Genomic DNA, 20,469 nt, shown 5'->3' on the forward strand with positions numbered 1-20,469 from the left:
TGACAGTAACAAGTACACTCAATACTCTGGTTATCAGTTTTTTTTGGTTGACCAAGGGTGTAGGTTTGGATAAAAAGGATAAAAAAGGCGTTCACTGGCGGTGGGTTACTAATTTTGATACTCAAAAAGTGTGTTTGGAACTCGCTGCTGGAGTTAATTTTTCAACGGTTTTTAAGATTTCTGAACTGTTGAGCTATGACTTACATGAACAACCTTTTTCAACATCCGATGCATTTTTGTATAGTCTATTTAGAGATAAATTTTCATATACTCCCTTTGATGAAGAGCAAGCTTTTACTTTAGCTATAAACGCAACCATCGCAAGCCAATATTTAAAACCCTTAGCAGCAAAAAGTTGGCTTTTTCATCCTGCTTCTAGCGTTGGCATCGGAAAAGTCAAGCAAGGCGACTGGGTTGTCTTGAAAGCAACAGATGAAGCCATATATCTAGTGTTAGATACTGACCACGAAACGTCAGATGTAATATTAGCGAGTAACCGTCATCAAATCTCAGATTCGAGAGTGATTTTTCAAGGACAAACTCTTAAAGTCCATAATGATCGGTTAACCCCCACCTTAATTGAATTAAAGGCAGACCAACTATGAGTCGAGTTATAATTTTAGTAGCAGATAGTTTAGGTATTGGCAGTTCAGCGGACGCTGATGCATTTGGCGATCAAGGTTCGAACACACTGTTCCATATTTATCAGCACATGCTGGAAAAGCACAACCACGTAATGAATATGCCAAATTTAGCTAAGCTTGGTCTCATAAAGGCGTGTGAAACTGCTAAGAATGTAAAGTTTGACCAATTCCCTTCATATTCAATCAATGGTGCATATGGACATATGCAAGAAATCTCAACGGGTAAAGATACACCTAGTGGTCATTGGGAAATGGCAGGTGTACCAGTACTTTTTGATTGGGGATATTTTAAGGATAAGACAAATAGTTTTCCTTCAGAGTTTATTGAAGAGCTGGTCGTTAAAACGGGTGTTCCAGGAATACTAGGAAACTGTCATGCGCCGGGCACCGATGTGTTGACCTGGCATGGGGAAGAGCACATACAAAGTGGAAAGCCAATTTGTTATACCAGTGCAGATAGTGTTTTTCAGGTTGCAGCCCATGAAAAGCATTTTGGTTTAGATAAGCTTTATGAGTTTTGTGAAGTTGCACGTGAACTATTAGACAAATATAACATTGGTCGTGTTATAGCTAGGCCATTTTTAGGCGAATCACTAAGCGAGTTTAAAAGAACTGGCAATAGAAGAGATTACTCGGTATTGCCGCCATCAAAAACGGTACTTGATAAAGTTTTCGATAGTGGCAAAGAAGTGATAAGCATAGGTAAAATTTCAGATATTTATGCGCATCAAGGTATTTCAAAGTCACTAAAAGCAAACGGTTTAGAAGCGCTCATAGATACAACGATTTCTGAAATGAATGGCATGGACAATGAAGGGATAATTTTTACCAACTTAGTGAACTTTGATCAAGATTTTGGTCACCGACGTGACATTACCGGTTATGCAGGCGCACTAGAATATTTTGATACTCGTATCCCGGACATTTTGGGTGCCTTAAAACAGGACGACATTCTATTAATTACGGCTGATCATGGTTGCGACCCTAGCTGGCCAGGTACAGACCATACGAGAGAGTACGTTCCTATATTGGCTTATATAAAAGGGTTAGGTGATGCTCCTTTAGGATTAAGATCGACGTTCGCAGACATGGGACAAACCATATCGGAATTATTCGCGTTAGAAAAAATGTCCTATGGAAAAAGCTTTTTGAATAAATTAGTTAGCGAAGAGTCAAATTGAACTAAAGTTAGATGCGTGGTTGAAGTTAATAAACTGATCCCCATGTATTTAATATGAGTATAACAATACTGTTATTTCGAAACACTATGCAAAGGAGATACAATGACTGACATTAATATAGGAATTAATGCCGAAGACAGAAGTAATATTGCAGAAGGTTTAAAGAAGCTATTGGCTGATTCATACACACTGTACCTTCAAACACATAACTTTCATTGGAACGTAACTGGACCTCAATTTAGAGAGTTGCATTTAATGTTTGAAGAACACTATCAAGATCTCGCTCTTGCTGTAGATGACATTGCAGAGCGTATTAGAACGTTAGATTTTGTAGCGCCCGGTACGTATAAAGAATTTGCACGTTTGAGTTCAATAGAAGAAGTTGATGGCGTACCTGAAGCGGGGGTAATGGTAGATTTACTAACGAAGGGTCATGAACAAGTAGTTCAAACAGCCAGAAAAGTGCTTAAAACTGCCCAAGACGCAGATGATGAGTCAACAGCGGCGTTAGTTGGAGACAGAATGAGGGTTCATGAGAAAAACTCATGGATGTTGAGAGCAACACGAAAATAGTCTTTAATACAGTATGTTAAAGCGGCGAGAGCCGCTTTTTTTTATTACTAAACTCTCTTACAGTCACGTTAATAAAGTTGTTTGTGTTGCTTAAAATTAAATTTAATTAATTTAAATTTTAATATAGTTAATTTTTAATATACTTTGGCTATCGTAATTTAAAACAAAAAACCTTGAGTATTAATGTGATCCTGTTCAGCCTTTTATCTATATCAATATTTACTACATTAACAACCTATACAGAAACAGAAGTTAAGCCCTTTGACTCTGAAACTATTACACTTCCGGGTATTGAGCAGGCACTCGTTTTAAATCATAGAAGTCGTAGAGAGAGCGGTGGCTTTAGTGCTATGTGGTTGTCTACAGACTGCAAAACGACGTGGTTTATTTCTGACTATAGCCAAGTATCAGAGAATGATCTTAAAGAACAGCCTGTTTCAAAGTCAAAATGGTTTGAAACTAAAAATATTTTGGATAAAACAGGCCGCATTAAATCAATTAACGTTACCTATTCAGGGCAACTAAAGGCACTTGATGGAAGCGTATTAGGAGGAGCGGCTGAATCTGTTGTTTGGCATAATAATGGTTTGCTGTTGTCTTTGGACGACACAGGTAATCTTCTAAAGTATAGCGTTAATGAAAAATATCAGACACAGCCTTCAGTTACTCAAATTAGAAATGCTTTGATGGCTAAACCGACGATAGCTTATAAACAACCACAATTAGGGCAAGGAAATGCTGGTTTAGAGTCAATTACCATTACTGGAGATGGTAGTATTTTGTCTATGTGGGAAAAGTTCAAGCTGAGTGATAACGTTGTTCCCGTTCAAATTATTGATAAGCAGGGCGATGCTATAAGTACAAACTATAGAGCAATTTCGAGCCCAAAGGACATCACCACGTTACAAAGTGGAGAGATAATAGTACTTGAAAAAGATTGGTTAGGAGCAAAAGGTTCTCGTTTGAGGCTATCGCTTTTAGATCAGAAATCGTTAAAAACATCCAATGAACTTTCGAGTGTTACTCTATTTGACCGAACTGAACTAGCTTATGATAATTTTGAAGGTATGGCGTCTTGTACTGCAAATGGAAAGGAATGGATTTACTTAGTTTCTGATGACAACGGAGATTGGCATACTAAAGATGTCGAAGAAAAAGGCAGAGAAAGGCAAAAAACGCTATTTATTGGCTTTGAAGTCAATAAACTATTTAGCCACCAATAATTAAATCCATACTTTTTAACTTTTAATTTGTATGTTTATTCAGTAGCATCACGTCAAATTTTTAAAATGATATGAGTTAAAAATGGCCCAGCTGTATTTTTACTATTCTGCAATGAACGCAGGAAGTCCACAACACTACTACAATCATCGTTTAATTATAAAGAAAGAGGCATGGAGCCTGTTATTTTTACGGCGGCAATAGATGATCGATATGAGATAGGCAAAGTAACGTCTAGAATCGGACTTGAAGCTCCAGCTCATGTTTATAAAGCGAGCAGCAATTTGTTTGAAGTGATTAGTAGATTAAAAGAGTCACAAAAATTAGACTGCGTGATGGTTGATGAATGCCAGTTTTTAACGAAAGAACAAGTACATCAGCTCACTGAGGTGGTCGACGTCTTTAATATTCCGGTTTTATGTTACGGTTTAAGAACGGATTTTAGGGGCGAGTTGTTTGAAGGCGCGCAGTATTTATTAGCATGGGCAGACAAGCTAGTCGAATTAAAGACGGTATGTCATTGTGGACGTAAAGCTAACATGGTTTTAAGAACCGATGAGCACGGCACCGCAATTGCTGATGGTGACCAAGTGCAGATTGGAGGCAACGAGCGCTACGTTTCAGTATGTCGTAAACACTACAAAGAAGCCTTAAAACAATGAATACGCCACTAGATCTAGAACGACAGTTTTTATTCATTCATGAAATGGACTTACTAAAAGCGGTAAAGCGCAAAGCATTAATAAAAGCTGATAATAATCGATACGAAAATAGTGCAGAACATAGCTGGCATATATGCATGGCTGCACAAGTACTGCAAAGTCACGTCAATTCCCCAGTAGACATTATGCGTGTCACGCAGATGTTATTGATTCACGATATTGTCGAAATAGACGCGGGTGATACATTTGCATTCGCACCTCAAGAGCAACTTGATGCTCAGTTTGAACTAGAAGAAAAAGCTGCAAAAAGAATTTTTGGTATTTTACCAGACACGCAAAGGGATTTTTACTTAGAACTGTTTACTGAATTTGAAGAGTCTTTTACGAGTGACGCCAAATTTGCAAAGGCTATTGATAGAATATTGCCATTAGTACAAAACATGCAAAATAATGGCGGAAGTTGGGCTGCAAACAACGTAAAACGCTCTCAAGTTTTAGCCAGAAACATAGGATTAAAAGAGGTTTCTGATGGTCTTTGGGATTATGTAGAAAAACAAATAAATAAAGCGACAGAAAATGGTTGGTTATTAAACGAATAATCAACTGTAGGAAAATTGCACTCTCTTTTATCCCTTGCTATGTTAAGAAAAAAACAAGGGATATTTATGAGCCTGCTTTCAAATTTTACAAAAAAGTCACTATTAATCGCGACACTGTCGACGCTATCGCTCCTTTCTTTTAGTCACCCGGTGCACTCTAACAATGATCAAGCACTTGAAAAGCTAACTGCTACAAAAACGATCGTTGAACTTCAAGAACTCATGAAACAGGGGGTTTTCACTAGCAAACAACTTACCCAGTTTTATATAGACAAAATAAAAAAGAAGACCACAAGTATAATAGTATTATCGCTATAAACCCCGATGCATTATCCATCGCAGAAAAACTCGATAACAACTTAAGTCGTTATACTAAAAAACTACCTATTTTATACGGTATGCCTATTCTGCTCAAAGACAATATAGAAGCGATGGAAATGCCTACCACTGCAGGTTCGTTAGTACTAAAAGACAACCAAACGAATAGAGATGCAACACTTACCGAATACTTAAGAGCATCAGGGGCAATAATACTTGGGAAAACAAATTTAAGTGAGTGGGCTAACTTTCGTTCAGAACGCTCCTCAAGTGGGTGGAGTGCAATAGGCGGTCAAACTAAAAACCCACATGATGTAACACGAACAACTTGTGGTTCAAGTTCTGGTTCTGGTGCTGCTATTGCTGCTAATTTTGCGATAGCTGCTATCGGTACTGAGACAAATGGTTCCATTACCTGTCCAGCTGCGGTAAACGGTGTTGTGGGTATAAAACCTACAGTAGGGCTTGTAAGTAGATTTGGTATAGTGCCTATTTCCCCTGCCCAAGACACAGCAGGACCAATGGCTAAAAGTGTGGAAGACGCTCGTTTAGTTTTAATGGCAATGCAAGGTGCTGACGAAAAAGACCTAATTACTAAATCAAAAACTATCGATGAAGTAGTTGAATCAAAGCGTCAACCAAAAATAGAAACATTACGCCTAGGTGTATTAGTTAGCGGGGCTGAAGAACATGAACAAGTTAAAGAGCTATCTGAAGCGTTACAACAAGGTATGAAAAAAGCCGGCGTTACTCTTGTAACCGGTTTAAGCTTTGAAACTTATAACGGGTTTTGGAGCGATGGATATACTCAGCTATTACGAGAGTTTAAGACATCCCTGAATCATTACTTCGCAAACCTACCCAGCGATACACCTAATAACCTCAATATGTTGACGCTAGAGGATGTCATTAAGTTTAATAACGACAATGCCGATCTTGAGATGAAGTATTTTCGCCAGGAAATATTTGTTAAGTCACAGGCAACTGAAGGGATGGTTACTCAAAAATATAAAAATTTAAGGAAAAAGTTGCTTCGAGTTACCGGCAGAGAAGGCATTGATGCACTTTTAAAAGAACATAAACTTGATGCATTAATTGCAATAACTAGGGGCCCAGCTTGGAAAATAGATTTAATTAATGGCGATCATAGTAATGGCGGCGTATCTACATTTTCAGCTATTTCTGGCTACCCTCACATTACAATTCCGGCTGGGAAATTACACGGTTTACCTATCGGTTTGTCGATTATGACGAGCGGAGGTGAGGATAATAAAGCAATAGATATAGCGGGGAAACTAGAAAGTATAATGTAAACAATCGTTTGCTTATTTTGTTTGTTAGAAGCTTTTTCTTTTGATGGTTAGCTTTAATGCACTTATTAGCTAATTTAGACGCTTTTAAGACTATTTTCTTTCACTTTTGTTACAAAACCACTTCCCTATATTGGGAAGTGGTGGTAGTATGCTCGCCCAACCAAACAGTAGCAAATATTCCGTTTTGCTAGTCTGCTATCTTAAAATTTGAACGTATATTGTGCGACTCACCTCACATTGAGCCGTGCGTTTTGTTGCGCGCAAATTAGTTGGACTTTCAATACTGTGTTTTTGTTCTGTTATTGCTTTTTAAACTTCTTTTAGAGGACATACAATGAACACAGTTAATGGTTCAGTTTTGCGTAAGCGTAAATTTAATCCTATTACTACAGCGTTGGCGTTGGCGCTAGTAACTCCAGGTCTATACGTTGCAAATGCAACAGCGGAAGAAGTTGAGGAAAAAGCTAAAAAGTCCAAAATGGAAGCTATCACTGTAACTGCAACAAAGCGTTCACAAGTGATATATGAAGTTCCAATCGCAATGAGTGCATTTAGCGGTGATGCGTTAGACACTCAAGGCATCACAGGTATTTCTGATGTAGGTAAATTTGTTCCTAACCTAAACATCACAGGTTTCTCTGCAGGTCATACATCTTCAGCAAATCCATTTATTCGTGGTATAGGTCTACAAGACCACTTAATCACAACTGATCCAGGTGTTAGCGTATATGTAGACGGTGTTTATTTAGGTCGCCAAGTTGGCCAAAACTGGAACTTACAAAACATTGACCGAATTGAAGTATTGCGTGGTCCTCAAGGTACACTTTATGGCCGTAACTCAATTGGCGGCGCAATCAATATCATCACAAAACAGCCTGGTTCTAAGCCGGTAACTAAAGTATCTGCGGAAGTGGGTACTCGTGGTCGCCTTAAAGGTGATGTTTTTGTAAACCGTGAGTTGAGTGACAAAGTTGCCGTTAACTTCAGCGCTGGTTTTAATCGCCGTGATGGTTTAGGTGAGTTCATTAACCTTCCTGAAGCAAAATACGACGTTGGTGAAAGCCGCGAAATGCACGGTCGTTTTTCACTTAAATACGACGTGAATGATGACTTGAAAATCGTCGTAACTGCAGACGCCAATGACGGCGAAGGTGGCTTGCGTCCATATACAACAAAAATCAACGAAGTTCCAAATGGCGCTTATTACACAGGCGAGCGTTTTGGCTCTCCGTTACCATCAGGCCCACTTAGAAACTCTGACGTAGCCGCTGACCCATTTGACAATGCGACTGGTACTATTGAAGTAACAGAAGTAACGAACAGCGCAAGCGGCGTTTCGTTCACAGCTGATTATAATATTTCAGATACGTTAGGCTCGAAGTTCATTATCAGCAATCGTACGTCAGAGTACAAAGCCGGCTTAGATGATGATGCTACAATTTATGCGCTTGACCATTACCCAGAGCATGGCGACGCAGACCAAACTTCAGTTGAGCTTCAGTTAAATGGTTACGTTGGTGAAGTAGACTTTGTTTCTGGTGTGTATTGGTTTACTGAAGAAGGTAGCAACCGCCAAGGTGAAGACTCAAGCTTTAATGGTGGTGGTAACACTCTAGAATTAGACCAAAAAACCACAAGTAAAGCAGTATTCGTAAACCTAGGTTACGACGCAACTGATGATCTTCGTATTTCTGGTGGTCTTCGCTATACACAAGATGAGAAAGAAGCAACAGCTAATGTTGGCACAGGACCTACTTTTGCGGAAGATGATTGGAGTGAAGTTAGTTATGATTTATCAGCGAACTACACAATGGACAATGGTTTAAACATCTACTCAAGCATTCAAAGTGGTTACCAAGGTGGTCAGTTCCCAGCAAGACCTTATTGCTTGTTTGGTGACCCAACTTGTTTTGTAGCCTCTGATAACATTACTGCGGTTAACTATGAAATTGGCCTTAAAGGCGAAGTGAATAGCGACTTCAACATGAGTATAGCGTTGTTCAACACTAACTATGACGACTTACCATACCAAGTAAATACGACTTCTGAAGCTGGTTTTGATACTGCTAATTTAGTTGTATCTCAAACTTCTCGTGGTATTGAGTGGGAAAGCACATGGTACGTAACAGATGCACTTTCTTTACACACAAGTGCTGGTTATATAGACGTAGATGTTGATGAGAAAGATGAAGTTAAACCTGTTGCTCCTTTAACACCTAAGTTTACGGCTTCTGTAAGTCCTAGCTATGCATTTGACTTAGAAGACGGTTCAACCATTACAACGCGAATTGATTACTCTTTCCGCGATGAAATGTACGGTGAACCAAGTTCAGACGAAGGTCGAATGACAACGGTTGATTCTCGTTCACTTGTAAATTTTGATGTTTCATATGCACCTGCAGGCGCAGACTGGAAAGTTTCATTGTACGGACGTAACGTATTTGACAAACGTTATGATGACGCGAGACTAAACACTGGCGACTACTTGTTAGTTATAAAGAGCAACGACGCTAGCGAATTTGGTGTACGTTACACAGCTTCTTATTAATCAGTAGCTTTTTAGTTTAGACATAAAGCCCAATGTATTATTTGCGTTGGGCTTTTTAATTTATGGAATAATAATATGAACAATCAACCGAATAACCCATTACACGGAATTAAGCTAGAAACCATCGTCACAGATTTGGTGGATCATTTTGGTTGGCCGGTACTCGCCGATAACATTAATATTAATTGTTTTAAATCAGATCCCTCCATTAAGTCTTCTTTAAAGTTTTTAAGAAAGACCCAGTGGGCTAGAGATGAAGTTGAAAACCTTTATATTTCTACGTTTTTGCAAACTGAAGACTTACAGTCGACTTCGCCATGGGGTAAAGTTTAGTCTGTATATTTTTGATGTATTTTTAAAAACGTATCTTTATTGTCTATAAATAGTGAAACCAAGTTGGGGTCAAACTTTTTGCCAGATTCTTCGAGAATGAGTTGATTCACCTTGTCTATATCCCAAGCTGGTTTGTAACATCGGCTTGTCATAAGTGCATCATAAACGTCAGCTAAAGCAACAATTCGGCCATAAACGTGTATATCGTTACCTTTAAGTCCTCTAGGGTAACCAGTTCCATCCCAGTTTTCATGATGTTGGGCCGCTATGGTTGACGCAGCTTTCATTATAGGCAAATTAGATGACAACAAAACAGCCTCACCAATATCAGAGTGGGTTTTCATAATCTCCCATTCATCTGCGTCTAGCTTGCCAGGTTTGTTCAATATTTTATCAGGAATACCAATTTTTCCAACGTCATGCAGGGGCGCAGCTAAAAATATCTGCTCGGCTTCTTCTGAACTAAGTCCTACCTTTTGCGCAATTAGTTTAGAATAAAGGGCCACTCTTCGAACGTGATTACCAGTTTCCTTTGATCTTGTTTCGGCTACTTCGCAAATGGAGTAAACAATTTCCTCCTGTGTCTGCTTGAGCTCATCGTTTAATCTAATGTTCTCAATGGCGACTGATATATTGCGACAAAAAACTTCTAGTATATTCGAATCGAACTCTACAATGTCTTTAGAAATTTCAAGAAATAGAACTAATTCATGTTTTCCTACGGTACTAATATAAAAGGTCTGATTTTGCTCTAAAACCATCCTATCTCTAGGTATCGTTTTTGATTCTAATAAGTTAGCGATTTTTATTCTTAGAAGTTCATTTTTAGTATTGGAAGTACCATGATCTATGCAAGCAAGTAGCTTAACTTGTTCATTCGACTTTGCAGCAAAAGCTGTAGTGCTTTGTGCTAAAACGACTTCTGCATCTATATGCATCATTGCCGCTAGTTGTTGCAAAGCACCTTCGGCAAATTTTCTTAATGAATTTTCCTGCAATAAGGATGAGGTCGCTTCAATAATTCTTTCTAAACCTATTCTCGTTCGGTTAATAGCGGTTATGTCACGGTAAGAACGTAATGCAGAATAGATAACTGTATTAAGTTTCTGATTAGTGAGTTCTGTTTTTTCTTTGTAATCGTTTATGTCGTATTTTTGGATTACTTCATATTCTGGTGCTTGGCCAGGTTGTCCAGTCCGTAAAATAATTCTAACATCGTGGTTAACCATTTCATTTCTGATGAAATCTACTAAATCTAAACCTGCGGAATCTGTTTCCATAACTACATCGAGTAGAATAACGGCGATGTTAGATTCCTTTAGTAAGAGCTCTTTTGCCTCGGCGCCTGAGTATGCATTAAAAAAATTAAGCGGTTTGTCAGCAAAGGTAAAACTATTTAAAGCAAGTTTTGTTACGGTATGTATACTTGGTTCATCATCAACTATGAGTATTTGCCAGCCTTTCACATCAAGTTTTTTCTCGATAAATTCTTCAATAGAAAAAAGCGGGGCATCATCATTATCTATCATGTTTACTACCTTTATTACTGAGTTAGATTAAACTTAGTCGCTAAACTGCAGAACCTGCAAGTAAATTAGCAAGCATTTATTCAAAAGATTTTTTATGGTGTTAATATACAAGCGATTAGCTATTTGCATGTATTGTAATTGTTTATGTCTAATTGTTTTCTCGCTCTTCGTTATTCATATTTTTAATGGTGAAGAAGAGGTGTTGGTCACAAAAGTATTAAAATTGAGTGTGCAAGGATTTTGCATTGAAAAAGTATTCTGAAATATTTGTACAGTTTTTTTATCTGGGCTTAATAAGTTTTGGTGGACCTGTGGCACATATTGCCTATTTTCAAAAAACGTTTGTCGAAAAATTGAAATGGGTTGAGCCTCAAACCTATGCTGGGCTTATTGGTTTAAGTCAATTTTTACCAGGTCCAGGATCTAGCCAAGTAGGTTTTGCCATTGGTCATGAAAGAGCAGGGGCTTTCGGAGGTATCGCTGCTTTTATTGGCTTTACTTTACCATCTTTCCTCATAATGTATTTTCTAGCAAACTTAGGTAGTGAAGAACAATTAAGTCAGCCTATTTTTGTTAACGTTATTTCCATGCTAAAAATACTAGCGGTAGTAGTTGTTGCTGATGCGGTATTAAGTATGTTTACAAACTTCTGCAAAAACAACATAACAATCTCTATTGCTTTTATTAGTGCAGTAACCTCCATCTTAGTATCTGGTTTGTTTCTTCAAGTATTGTTGTTACTTGCGGCTTTGATATTTGGTGCCATTAACCAAGCTAAAATTCAGCAAGGTTTTTTAGACAGTGCGCCGGCAATTACTCATTCGAATATTCGGACTGAACTTAAAAACATGAAGGTCTTTTCGTTTTCTATATTTGTGATTTTGTTATTCGGGTTGCCTTTGTTAGCTAACGTTAGTAAAGAGATTTCTTTATTTTCAGATTTCTATTATGTTGGTAGCTTAGTATTTGGCGGAGGGCACGTGGTTCTGCCTATGTTACAGGAAGTAACGACGAGCATTGATAATGATACATTTTTGTTAGGTTATGCTGCTGCACAGGCTATACCTGGTCCGATGTTTACATTCGCGACTTACCTAGGTGGCGAGTTACTTGTAAATTCGGTATTTATAGGTGCATTTTTAGCGACACTGGCTGTATTCTTACCAGGGTTTTTACTGATTGTTGCATTCAAGGATAGCTGGAAAGGCCTGGCTAAGTTTCCAAGAGTTGCAGGTGCAATGGTAGCAATTAACGCCGCAGTAGTTGGGCTTCTAATGTCAGCGTTTTATAAGCCAGTTTTAATTAGTGCTATACATAATCATTGGGATGTTGTAACTGCGTTGGTTGGCTTTTGGGCTGTTAGGTATGCCAAGTTACCAATTATTGCAATCGTAATTACCTATGTAGCCATTGGGATTGTGAAAAGTTTATAAAAGCTTCTGCAATGAAAGGTGAGCAGTAAGATAATTACATGCACTGAGCAGCAGGCTTTGAAGTTGGGGTTCTACAGTGGTGCCATCTTCCATCATTTCTTTTAGGTCTTGATTATTAATAGCAATAATTGCTTCAAAATAGGTGTTTCCTGTTTCACACTTTTTTAAGCCGGTTAATCCTGCTTCTGTGATTTTTATCCAACCATCAGAACTCTGTTGAGGTAGCGCCATATATGGTTTTTCTGGCATGAGTGTAAGATGAATGTTTATCACTTTAGATTCATCTGCAAACCATTGAGCTGAAAGCGCAACAAAATTTATCCACGCCTGAAGCTTTTCTATTAAAAATGATGATTTATCATCGTTCGCATCAAACAGGGCAGATGTTTTAACTACGATAGGTAAACTTTCTTCCATTTTAGATCCCATATTGGTTAAGGTTCATCTGCACTATTTATTGTACGTAATTTAAACTTTCGTTTAATTAAAATTTAATAACCTGACGAGCTGTCTGAGTTATTACTTTCATTGCCTGACAGTGTATCTTTTAGGCTATTTAAAAGGCCACTTGCACCAAAGCGGTAGTTAGAGGCCGTTATCCACTCTACGCCCATTATTTGTTCAGCTTGAATTAAATAATTCTGAGCGTCTTGAGTAGTTCGAATACCGCCAGCTGCTTTAAAGCCAACTTTGCTACCATTTTCTTTTATCACATTTAACATGACATCCGCGGCTTCTAATGTTGCATTGACTGTCACTTTTCCAGTAGATGTTTTTATAAAATCTGCACCGCAATCTATGGCAAACTCACTGGCTGCTTTTATTGTATTTAAATCGCCTAGTTCGCCAGACTCAATAATTACCTTTAGTACGTTGTGATCTGCACAGGCTTGTTTGCTTTGTACTAATATTTCTTCACAGTGCTGCAGTTCACCGTTAACAAACTGCCTATAAGGCAATACAACATCAATTTCATCGGCACCGTCGGCTATGGCCTGCTCAGTTAACGCAATAACCTGGTCAATATTATCAGTGCCATTCGGAAAGTTGGTGACAGTAGCTACTTTTACTGAATTTAAACCTAATTCAAGTAGTGTTTTTTTAGCTATTGCTACAAACTTTGGAAATACACAAACCGCCGCTACATGGCCATGATCTGTAATTGCATTTTGGCAAAGGTCGATAATGGTTTGGTCTGTGTCGTTGTCGTTTAATGATGTTAAGTCCATCAAGCCTAACGCTTGATGGGCATAGGCTTGATGATTTTTCATTATGCGTCTGCCAATAGATCTTTTAATAGTGTAGTCAGTCGTTTAGCAGCCAATTGGCCTTGCTCTAACGTTTCGTCGTGACTTAGGTTAGTAGCCGATAGACCAGCTGCCAAGTTTGTAATGGTGGATATAGCACAAACTTTTAAACCACAATGTCTAGCTACGATTGCTTCAGGAAACCGTTGACATACCAACCGCATCAGCACCTAAAGTGCGCTGAGCACGAATTTCTGCTGGCGTTTCAAAAGTAGGGCCTGATACCCAAATATAAGTACCACGATAAAGTGTTAAGCCAGACTTTAATGCTGCTTTTTCAACACGCTCGCCAATTTGACGATCGTAAGTCTGAGTCAAGTCTAAGAAGCGTGGACCAATTTCATCATCATTAGGACCAATCAATGGATTAAAGCCAGAGAAGTTAATATGGTCTGTGATCAACATAATACTGCCAGGACCCATGTCTTCTTTAAGAGAGCCTGCGGCATTAGTTAAAATAACAGATTCACAGCCTAAAGCTTTAAAGCTTCGTAGTGGAATTGCAATTTTTTCAAATGAGTGGCCTTCGTAATAGTGAAAACGACCTTGCATACAGATTACGTTTTTACCACCTAATGTACCGGCTACTAATCGGCCTGTATGGCCTACAACTGTACTTTGTGGGAACTCTGGAATATCAGCATAAGGAATACTGATAGGGTCTGTTATCTGGTCGGCAAGGTCAGCTAAGCCGCTACCTAATACGATAGCCACTTCAGGTTTAAAACCATTTAATTGTTGTTCTATAAATTGAGCACTGATTTCAAAATCTTTCACGTAATTATCCCGTTAATGTCTATATTTTCTGATCTGGAAAAGCACGCCATACTTAGGGTGGTCTAAATAGTGTAGATCACCTGAGTAGGTACGTCTTAGTTGTTTGAATGGGAAATTTTGTAGGTATTGTATTTCCAATAATGAGCTATCGTTCGTAAGAGACGGACCCTGCTCATTAAATTCGTTAAACTCGGAGACTGCTTTGTCTTTGTTTGCAGCTGATATTAATACGTTTTGTACATCATTGGTCAAGTCATTTTGAAGTAATGACGCATCTAATGATGATTCTTTAGCCAAAACCTCGTCTATATCCACCATCTTTGTCATTTTTTGACGAAAGTTTAAATTGGCGTCTAAGTAAAGGTAATGATCTAAGTGAACTTTAAAGGAGCCATCAAGTTGCCACGTTTCCTTTGGGAAGTTCTGTTTTTTGGGCATCACTAATTGATTGGTTATTGGATCAACGGCGGCCCCAGACTCAAGTTTGTTTAAAAACTTATCTACATTGCTTTGAACCGAAACTTAGCATAACTTGATTGCTAGATTGCTGAAGGTCCATCGATTGCAAATTATTTGCTAAAGGCGGAGTCGAGCTTCTTTTAATTTGATGACCGTCATAGGTAAAATCATCAGTATAGTTGGTACCCGCTTTTAAATAAACAGAAACAGCGCTCGAAGCCGATAAACCTGGTTGACGCCAACCGATATGTAATAAGGTTTTTGTTCCCCAATGGGTATCTAATTTCTCAGCTTGCTCTGTCAGTGCTAGGTTTTGTTTATCCAATAAATAAACACCTCTGTAGTCGTCATAGTCATAGCCAGACATCTCCCTCGGTGCTTTGTCCCATTTAACTTTTGTAAAAAGGTTTATAGTTTCATTAGAGTTTGTTTTGTGGTTCAGGAAATTGATGTCTTCAGAAACTTGCCAATAATCGTTTAGAGACTCACTTGGTAACAAGCACAAGTTTTCCGAAATCTTCCAGCTTTGTGAAATTATTGTTTGGTAATTTACGTAGTATTCAAAAAACTCTGAATCTGACAGCAGCGGTAATCCTTGTTTGTCACGCTGTTCATTAATATAAAATGGATCTAAATGCTCATGACACCTAGGTAAGTTGGATAACAGTGGCGCTATGTCGGGAGAAAACTGACTAGCTTGTATATCCCAATATCGACGAGGTTTTACATTTTTTATATGTTGATCAAAATTTTCTCGTGTCGTTTTTTTAAGAGTGCGTTCAAAAATGATAATTTCAACATCAAACCAACGACCATCAGCTGACTTAATTCCCTCCACCAGCTCCTCATTTTCTTTTCTAGGCGCTGTAGGGCTGAGCTCAAATGGGTTTTTAGGCTCTGTTAATAGACTCGTCAACTCATCGGGTATAGCAAGGCTACGTGAACTTGAATCTGTGGCCGCAAAACCAGATGTCGCGGTAAGTACAAGAAACAACGGACTCAGCTTTTTAAGCCAGTTTGAATTTGCAATGATTTGACGACTCAACAACTTCTATTCCTTTTAACAGAGAAAATCTGGGAAACATGTAATCTAGTTTCCCAGTGTACGTTAGGGCAATTTAATCTTCTAGGTTTTTTGCTTATGCTCAAAATCATTTAGCATAGCGTTAACAAACTTCAACCTATCTTCGGTATCTTTATTATCAATGATGAATTTTAAGGTTTGCCCACCATCAAGTTTATAATGCTGTGGTTTTGATTGAATTAAGCTAATCAAGAATAACGGGTCTACTTTTGTTTCTTGAGAAAACTCAAATTTACCGCCTTTAGGTCCAGCTTCTATTTTTGTAATACCAAGAGCCTGAGCGCGCTGTCTAAACTCACTAATTTTAAATAAATTCTTAGTAGCATCAGGCAATAGCCCAAACCTATCAATAAGCTCAATCTTTATATCGTCCAAGTCATCCGTATCGGCAGCCGTTGCTATTCGTTTATAAAGGCTCAACCTCATGTTAACGTCGTGAATATAGCTGTCAGGTAATAAAGACGGAATTCGAAGTTCTACTTCAGTTTGTTTAGATGTGATTAAATCTAAGCTTAACTCTTTACCTTGTTTTAAGGCTTCCACTGCTTGGTCTAGCATTTCCATGTAAAGCGTAAAGCCAATGGTTTGTATTTGACCTGTTTGATCATCACCAAGCAGTTCACCTGCGCCACGTATTTCTAAATCATGAGTAGCTAACGCAAAACCAGCCCCAAGATCTTCTAGCGACTCAATGGCTTCTAAGCGCTTAACCGCGTCCTTGCTGATGGCTTTGGGTGGTGGTGTTAACAAATAAGCATAGGCTTGGTGGTGAGAACGACCTACACGGCCTCTAAGTTGGTGTAGTTGCGCCAAACCAAGTTTGTCAGCACGCTCCATGATAATAGTATTGGCAGTAGGCACATCTATGCCGGTTTCAATAATAGTGGTACATACTAATACATTGTATCTTTGGTGATAAAAATCACCCATGACGCGCTCAAGCTCTTTTTCACGCATTTGGCCATGTGCAACCACAACTCGACACTCAGGCATCAGCGCCTCAATTGCCTTTGCTCTTTGCTCAATAGTTTCTACGTTGTTATGTAAAAAATACACTTGGCCACCACGGTTTGTTTCCCTCATGATGGCTTCTTTGATCAGATCATCATTAATTTGGCGAACAAAGGTTTTGATAGCTAAGCGTTTTGCTGGAGGCGTGGCGATAATTGAAAGGTCGCGCATGCCACTCATCGCCATGTTTAATGTTCTTGGAATTGGCGTAGCCGTAAGCGTTAGAATATCGACATTAGCCCTTAGCTTTTTGATGGCTTCTTTTTGTTTAACACCAAACCTGTGCTCCTCATCGATTATGAGTAAGCCTAAGTCTTTAAATTTAATGTTTTCTTGGATTAGCTTGTGTGTACCTACCACAATGTCAACTTGACCATTTTCTAGTTGCTCTAGAACGGCGGTTTGTTGTTTTCCGGTTTTAAATCTTGATAGGACTTCTACTTTAACGGGCCAATCCGCAAATCTATCAACAAAGTTTTCGTAGTGTTGTTGCGCTAAAAGAGTCGTTGGCACTAAAACCGCAACCTGCTTGCCATCGTTTACTGCGATGTAAGCCGCGCGCATAGCGACTTCGGTTTTACCAAAACCAACATCGCCGCATACCAGTCTGTCCATAGCTTGTGGAGACTTCATGTCATTAACAACGGCGTTAATAGCTAGTTGCTGATCTTCAGTTTCTTCAAAGGGAAATGACGCAGAAAACTGTCGCCAACCATCTCGTTCTAATTCGTATTTATATCCAGGCTTTGCTTCACGTTGCGCATAAATATCAAGCAATTCAGCAGCCACGTCTTTAATCTTTTCAGCGGCTTTTTTGCGAGCTTTTTCCCACGCATCAGAGCCTAATTTATTTAGCGGTGCAGATTCAGTTTCGCCGCCGGTATAACGCGAAAGTAAATGTAAGTTCCCAACTGGAACATAAAGTTTTGCTTCGTTTGCGTATTCAATCGTTACAAACTCGCTAGTAAGTCCACCAGCGTCAATTGTTTCTAACCCTTTATAACGACCTACACCATGTTCAATATGCACAATTGCTTGATCTACTTTTAGCTCTGCAAGGTTTCTTACTAGCGCATCAGTAGAAATAGACTTTTCACGTTTATTTCGTTTTCGCTGAGTAACGCGACCGCCCAGTAATTCTGTTTCAGTGACAAACGAAATTGGGAGTGATTCATTATTGTGGCTAGTGATTAAACTAAAGCTGTTTTCTAGACTTGTTATAACGATACCAATGTCACTATCTGAATCGACAAAGTCTTTTACCGTTTTAAATTGGTTTGGTTTTATATGAGCTTGTCTTAAAAGCTCTAGTAATGTTTCTCGTCGACCTGCTGACTCCACACTAAACAAAACTTTACCGCGTTGTTCTTTTTGAGAAACAATATGGGCAAGTACTTTAGTAAATGGTTGTTTTAGCTGCGAGTCTATTGAAATATCGTCAATAATTTGCGTATTGGCGTTAAATTTACCAGCGCCTTTTGTCACGCTATTTTGAATGCTAATTTGTGGCCATTGGTTCATCTCACCAAATAGCTCATTAAGCGCCAAAAATAATTTAGCCGGTTCTAATAAAGGTCTTAAAGGATCAACATTTAGATTATCGTGACGCTTTTGCGTTTCGCGCAGATATAACTCAGCTTGTGCCTGTATATCACCGACCAAAACTAAGTGACAGTTTTGCGGGAAGTAATCAAAAAGCGAGTCTGTTTTTTCGAAAAATAGCGGTAGGTAATACTCAATCCCTGCAGGGAAACTGCCTTCAGATACTTGTTTGTATAGGCTGCCTTTTTCATTTCTAACAGTAAATTGCTCACGATAATTTTGTCTAAATGCCTCTATCCCTTCTTTATCTAAAGGAAATTCGTGAGCCGGCAATAAGTTGATTTTATCGACCTTGTTTTTACTGCGCTGCGATTCAGTATCAAAGACACGAATAGAGTCTATTTCGTCATCAAAAAAATCAATTCTAAAAGGTTGGTCGCTACCCATAGGGTAAATATCGAGTATGGAACCACGTACCGAATATTCACCGTGTTCAATGACTTGCTCTACATTCCGGTAGCCATTTTCTTGCAGTTGCAAGGCTAATGCTTGTATATCTTTTACATCGCCCGCTGAAAATACAAAGCTATTGCCCATAATATAGCTTTTAGGGGCAATAAAATGCATTAGCGTACTAACAGGAACGATAACGACACCGCGCTGCATACTTGGTAATTGATACAGGGTTAAAAGTCGTTGTGAAATAATGTCTTGGTGCGGCGAGAATGTATCGTATGGCAGAATTTCCCAATCAGGGAATGTAAATACAGGGTGGCTGTCTGCAGGCAAAAGGGTGGTTAATTCGGTTTCAAGTCTATGAGCCGCAGGCGTGTTTTCCGTTACCACAACGGTTACATGATCCGAATGGAAGGCAGCCTCTGCAATAGCTAGGGCTTTGCTGCTTCCCGCTAATCTTGACCAAGTTATCTTATCTGCTTTTTTGTCTGACGCCGATTTAACCTTCGGCAAAGGCAGTTTTAATAATTGTGGAAGCACAACAATCCCTTTAAATTCAATTTCAAGTCGCGGTAATTAGCTCTTTTAATCGCGATAAATCTTTAATAAGTCACTATAATGGTCTATCCGACGGTCACGCATAAACGGCCAAATTCGTCTAACAGACTCACTTCGACTTAACGATACGTTTGCCGTGAGAATTTGATCATCACAGTCGCCTGCATGAGCTAATATTTCTCCTTGTGGCCCTGCGATAAAACTATTGCCCCAAAACGAAATACCTTCACTCTGGCCACTAGGGTCTAATTCTAACCCCACTCTATTACAAGAGATAACGGGTAAACCGTTCGCCACAGCGTGGGCTCTTTGTGATATTACCCACGCATCAAGTTGACGCTTTTGTTCTTCTGCGTCATCTCTTTTGTCCCAGCCAATTGCAGTTGGGTATATAAGCACGTCTGCTCCCGCCATCGCCATTAATCTGGCAGCTTCAGGAAACCATTGATCCCAACAGACTAAAACACCAAGTTTACCTACCGAGGTTTGAATAGGCTCAAAACCTATATCGCCCGGTGTAAAGTAAAACTTTTCATAAAAACCAGGGTCATCAGGTATGTGCATTTTACGATATTTACCTGCAATAGAGCCATCACTGTCCATGACTACTGCTGTATTGTGGTAAATCCCAACAGCTCGCTTTTCAAATAACGATAATACAATGACAACCTTTAACTCTTTCGCTAATTCGCCAAAGGTATTAGTTGAAGGCCCCGGTATAGTTTCAGCTAAATCAAAACAGTCTGTATCTTCCGTTTGGCAGAAGTACAAAGAGCAATGTAACTCTTGTAAAACAATTAGCTTCGCACCTTCAGAGGCGGCTTCTTTAATGCCTTGAATGGTTTTATTTAGATTGTGTTGAACATCACCTGTATTGCTATGTTGTACTAAGGCGACGTTTAGGTCTTTATTGTTCATAGT

Annotated in this window: 17 protein-coding genes and 2 pseudogenes; 10 read left to right on the forward strand and 9 right to left on the reverse strand. The window is 38.9% G+C overall.

Features of this window, described 5'->3' with window-relative positions:
- Window positions 1–65 precede the first annotated feature (65 nt).
- From GNP35_RS03680 to GNP35_RS03720, 9 genes and pseudogenes are all read left to right on the forward strand, one after another.
- The gene (locus GNP35_RS03680) at window positions 66–605 is read left to right on the forward strand and encodes a cell division protein ZapC domain-containing protein (RefSeq protein WP_196492415.1); all 540 of its coding nucleotides are present in this window, start codon (window positions 66–68) and stop codon (window positions 603–605) included.
- Window positions 602–1,825 carry a phosphopentomutase gene (locus tag GNP35_RS03685; RefSeq protein WP_155694648.1) on the forward strand — a complete coding sequence of 408 codons (1,224 nt, stop codon included), beginning with the start codon at window positions 602–604 and terminating at the stop codon, window positions 1,823–1,825. Before GNP35_RS03680 ends, GNP35_RS03685 begins: the two co-directional genes overlap by 4 nt.
- A gap of 102 nt (window positions 1,826–1,927) precedes the next feature.
- Window positions 1,928–2,398, forward strand: a complete 471-nt coding sequence (locus GNP35_RS03690; RefSeq protein ID WP_155694650.1) for a Dps family protein — start codon at window positions 1,928–1,930, stop codon at window positions 2,396–2,398.
- Between the two features lie 185 nt (window positions 2,399–2,583).
- Window positions 2,584–3,621, forward strand: coding sequence for an esterase-like activity of phytase family protein (locus GNP35_RS03695; RefSeq protein WP_155694652.1), 1,038 nt, complete (start codon window positions 2,584–2,586; stop codon window positions 3,619–3,621).
- 82 nt (window positions 3,622–3,703) lie between these two features.
- Window positions 3,704–4,281 (forward strand): annotated as a pseudogene (locus GNP35_RS03700) (thymidine kinase).
- Window positions 4,278–4,880, forward strand: a complete 603-nt coding sequence (locus GNP35_RS03705) for an HD domain-containing protein (protein WP_155694654.1) — start codon at window positions 4,278–4,280, stop codon at window positions 4,878–4,880. The pseudogene GNP35_RS03700 and the gene GNP35_RS03705 overlap by 4 nt, the downstream one beginning before the upstream one ends.
- Window positions 4,881–5,164: 284 nt before the next feature.
- Window positions 5,165–6,511, forward strand: a pseudogene (locus GNP35_RS03710) (amidase family protein); the annotation flags it as partial.
- 334 nt (window positions 6,512–6,845) lie between these two features.
- Window positions 6,846–9,059, forward strand: coding sequence for a TonB-dependent receptor (locus GNP35_RS03715; RefSeq protein WP_155694658.1), 2,214 nt, complete (start codon window positions 6,846–6,848; stop codon window positions 9,057–9,059).
- A 75-nt stretch (window positions 9,060–9,134) separates the two neighbouring features.
- A complete protein-coding gene (locus GNP35_RS03720; protein WP_155694660.1) occupies window positions 9,135–9,392 on the forward strand; it encodes a VF530 family protein in 258 nt (85 codons plus the stop codon).
- Here GNP35_RS03720 and GNP35_RS03725 read toward each other — a convergent pair.
- Window positions 9,389–10,921, reverse strand: a complete 1,533-nt coding sequence (locus GNP35_RS03725) for a DUF3369 domain-containing protein (RefSeq protein WP_155694662.1) — start codon at window positions 10,919–10,921, stop codon at window positions 9,389–9,391. The two genes, GNP35_RS03720 and GNP35_RS03725, sit on opposite strands and share 4 nt — an antisense overlap.
- A 245-nt stretch (window positions 10,922–11,166) precedes the next feature.
- Between GNP35_RS03725 and chrA the strand changes: the two genes are divergently transcribed.
- A complete protein-coding gene (gene chrA / locus GNP35_RS03730) occupies window positions 11,167–12,354 on the forward strand; it encodes a chromate efflux transporter (protein ID WP_155694664.1) in 1,188 nt (395 codons plus the stop codon).
- On the opposite strand, the gene GNP35_RS03735 is transcribed toward chrA, so the two are convergent.
- The 8 genes from GNP35_RS03735 to GNP35_RS03765 form a co-directional block, all read right to left on the reverse strand.
- Window positions 12,349–12,771: a hypothetical protein gene (locus GNP35_RS03735; RefSeq protein WP_155694666.1), complete on the reverse strand. Its 423-nt coding sequence runs from the start codon at window positions 12,769–12,771 to the stop codon at window positions 12,349–12,351. The genes chrA and GNP35_RS03735 overlap by 6 nt on opposite strands.
- Before the next feature lie 74 nt (window positions 12,772–12,845).
- A complete protein-coding gene (gene deoC, locus GNP35_RS03740) occupies window positions 12,846–13,625 on the reverse strand; it encodes a deoxyribose-phosphate aldolase (protein ID WP_155694668.1) in 780 nt (259 codons plus the stop codon).
- The gene (locus GNP35_RS15260) at window positions 13,625–13,825 is read right to left on the reverse strand and encodes a phosphorylase family protein (RefSeq protein ID WP_196492416.1); all 201 of its coding nucleotides are present in this window, start codon (window positions 13,823–13,825) and stop codon (window positions 13,625–13,627) included. Before GNP35_RS15260 ends, deoC begins: the two co-directional genes overlap by 1 nt.
- Window positions 13,797–14,438, reverse strand: a complete 642-nt coding sequence (locus GNP35_RS03745) for a purine-nucleoside phosphorylase (RefSeq protein ID WP_196492417.1) — start codon at window positions 14,436–14,438, stop codon at window positions 13,797–13,799. The genes GNP35_RS15260 and GNP35_RS03745 overlap by 29 nt, the downstream gene beginning before the upstream one ends.
- Window positions 14,439–14,450: 12 nt before the next feature.
- Window positions 14,451–14,876: a CsiV family protein gene (locus tag GNP35_RS03750; protein ID WP_155694670.1), complete on the reverse strand. Its 426-nt coding sequence runs from the start codon at window positions 14,874–14,876 to the stop codon at window positions 14,451–14,453.
- A 58-nt stretch (window positions 14,877–14,934) separates the two neighbouring features.
- A complete protein-coding gene (locus tag GNP35_RS03755) occupies window positions 14,935–15,942 on the reverse strand; it encodes a CsiV family protein (protein WP_196492418.1) in 1,008 nt (335 codons plus the stop codon).
- An 81-nt stretch (window positions 15,943–16,023) separates the two neighbouring features.
- Window positions 16,024–19,530: a transcription-repair coupling factor gene (gene mfd / locus GNP35_RS03760; RefSeq protein ID WP_414153668.1), complete on the reverse strand. Its 3,507-nt coding sequence runs from the start codon at window positions 19,528–19,530 to the stop codon at window positions 16,024–16,026.
- A gap of 45 nt (window positions 19,531–19,575) precedes the next feature.
- Complete coding sequence (locus GNP35_RS03765; protein ID WP_155694674.1) at window positions 19,576–20,466, reverse strand: carbon-nitrogen hydrolase; 891 nt, start codon at window positions 20,464–20,466, stop codon at window positions 19,576–19,578.
- Between the last annotated feature and the right edge of the window lie 3 nt (window positions 20,467–20,469).

This window comes from Psychrosphaera haliotis, from assembly GCF_009728465.1.
Taxonomy (GTDB): domain Bacteria; phylum Pseudomonadota; class Gammaproteobacteria; order Enterobacterales; family Alteromonadaceae; genus Psychrosphaera; species Psychrosphaera haliotis.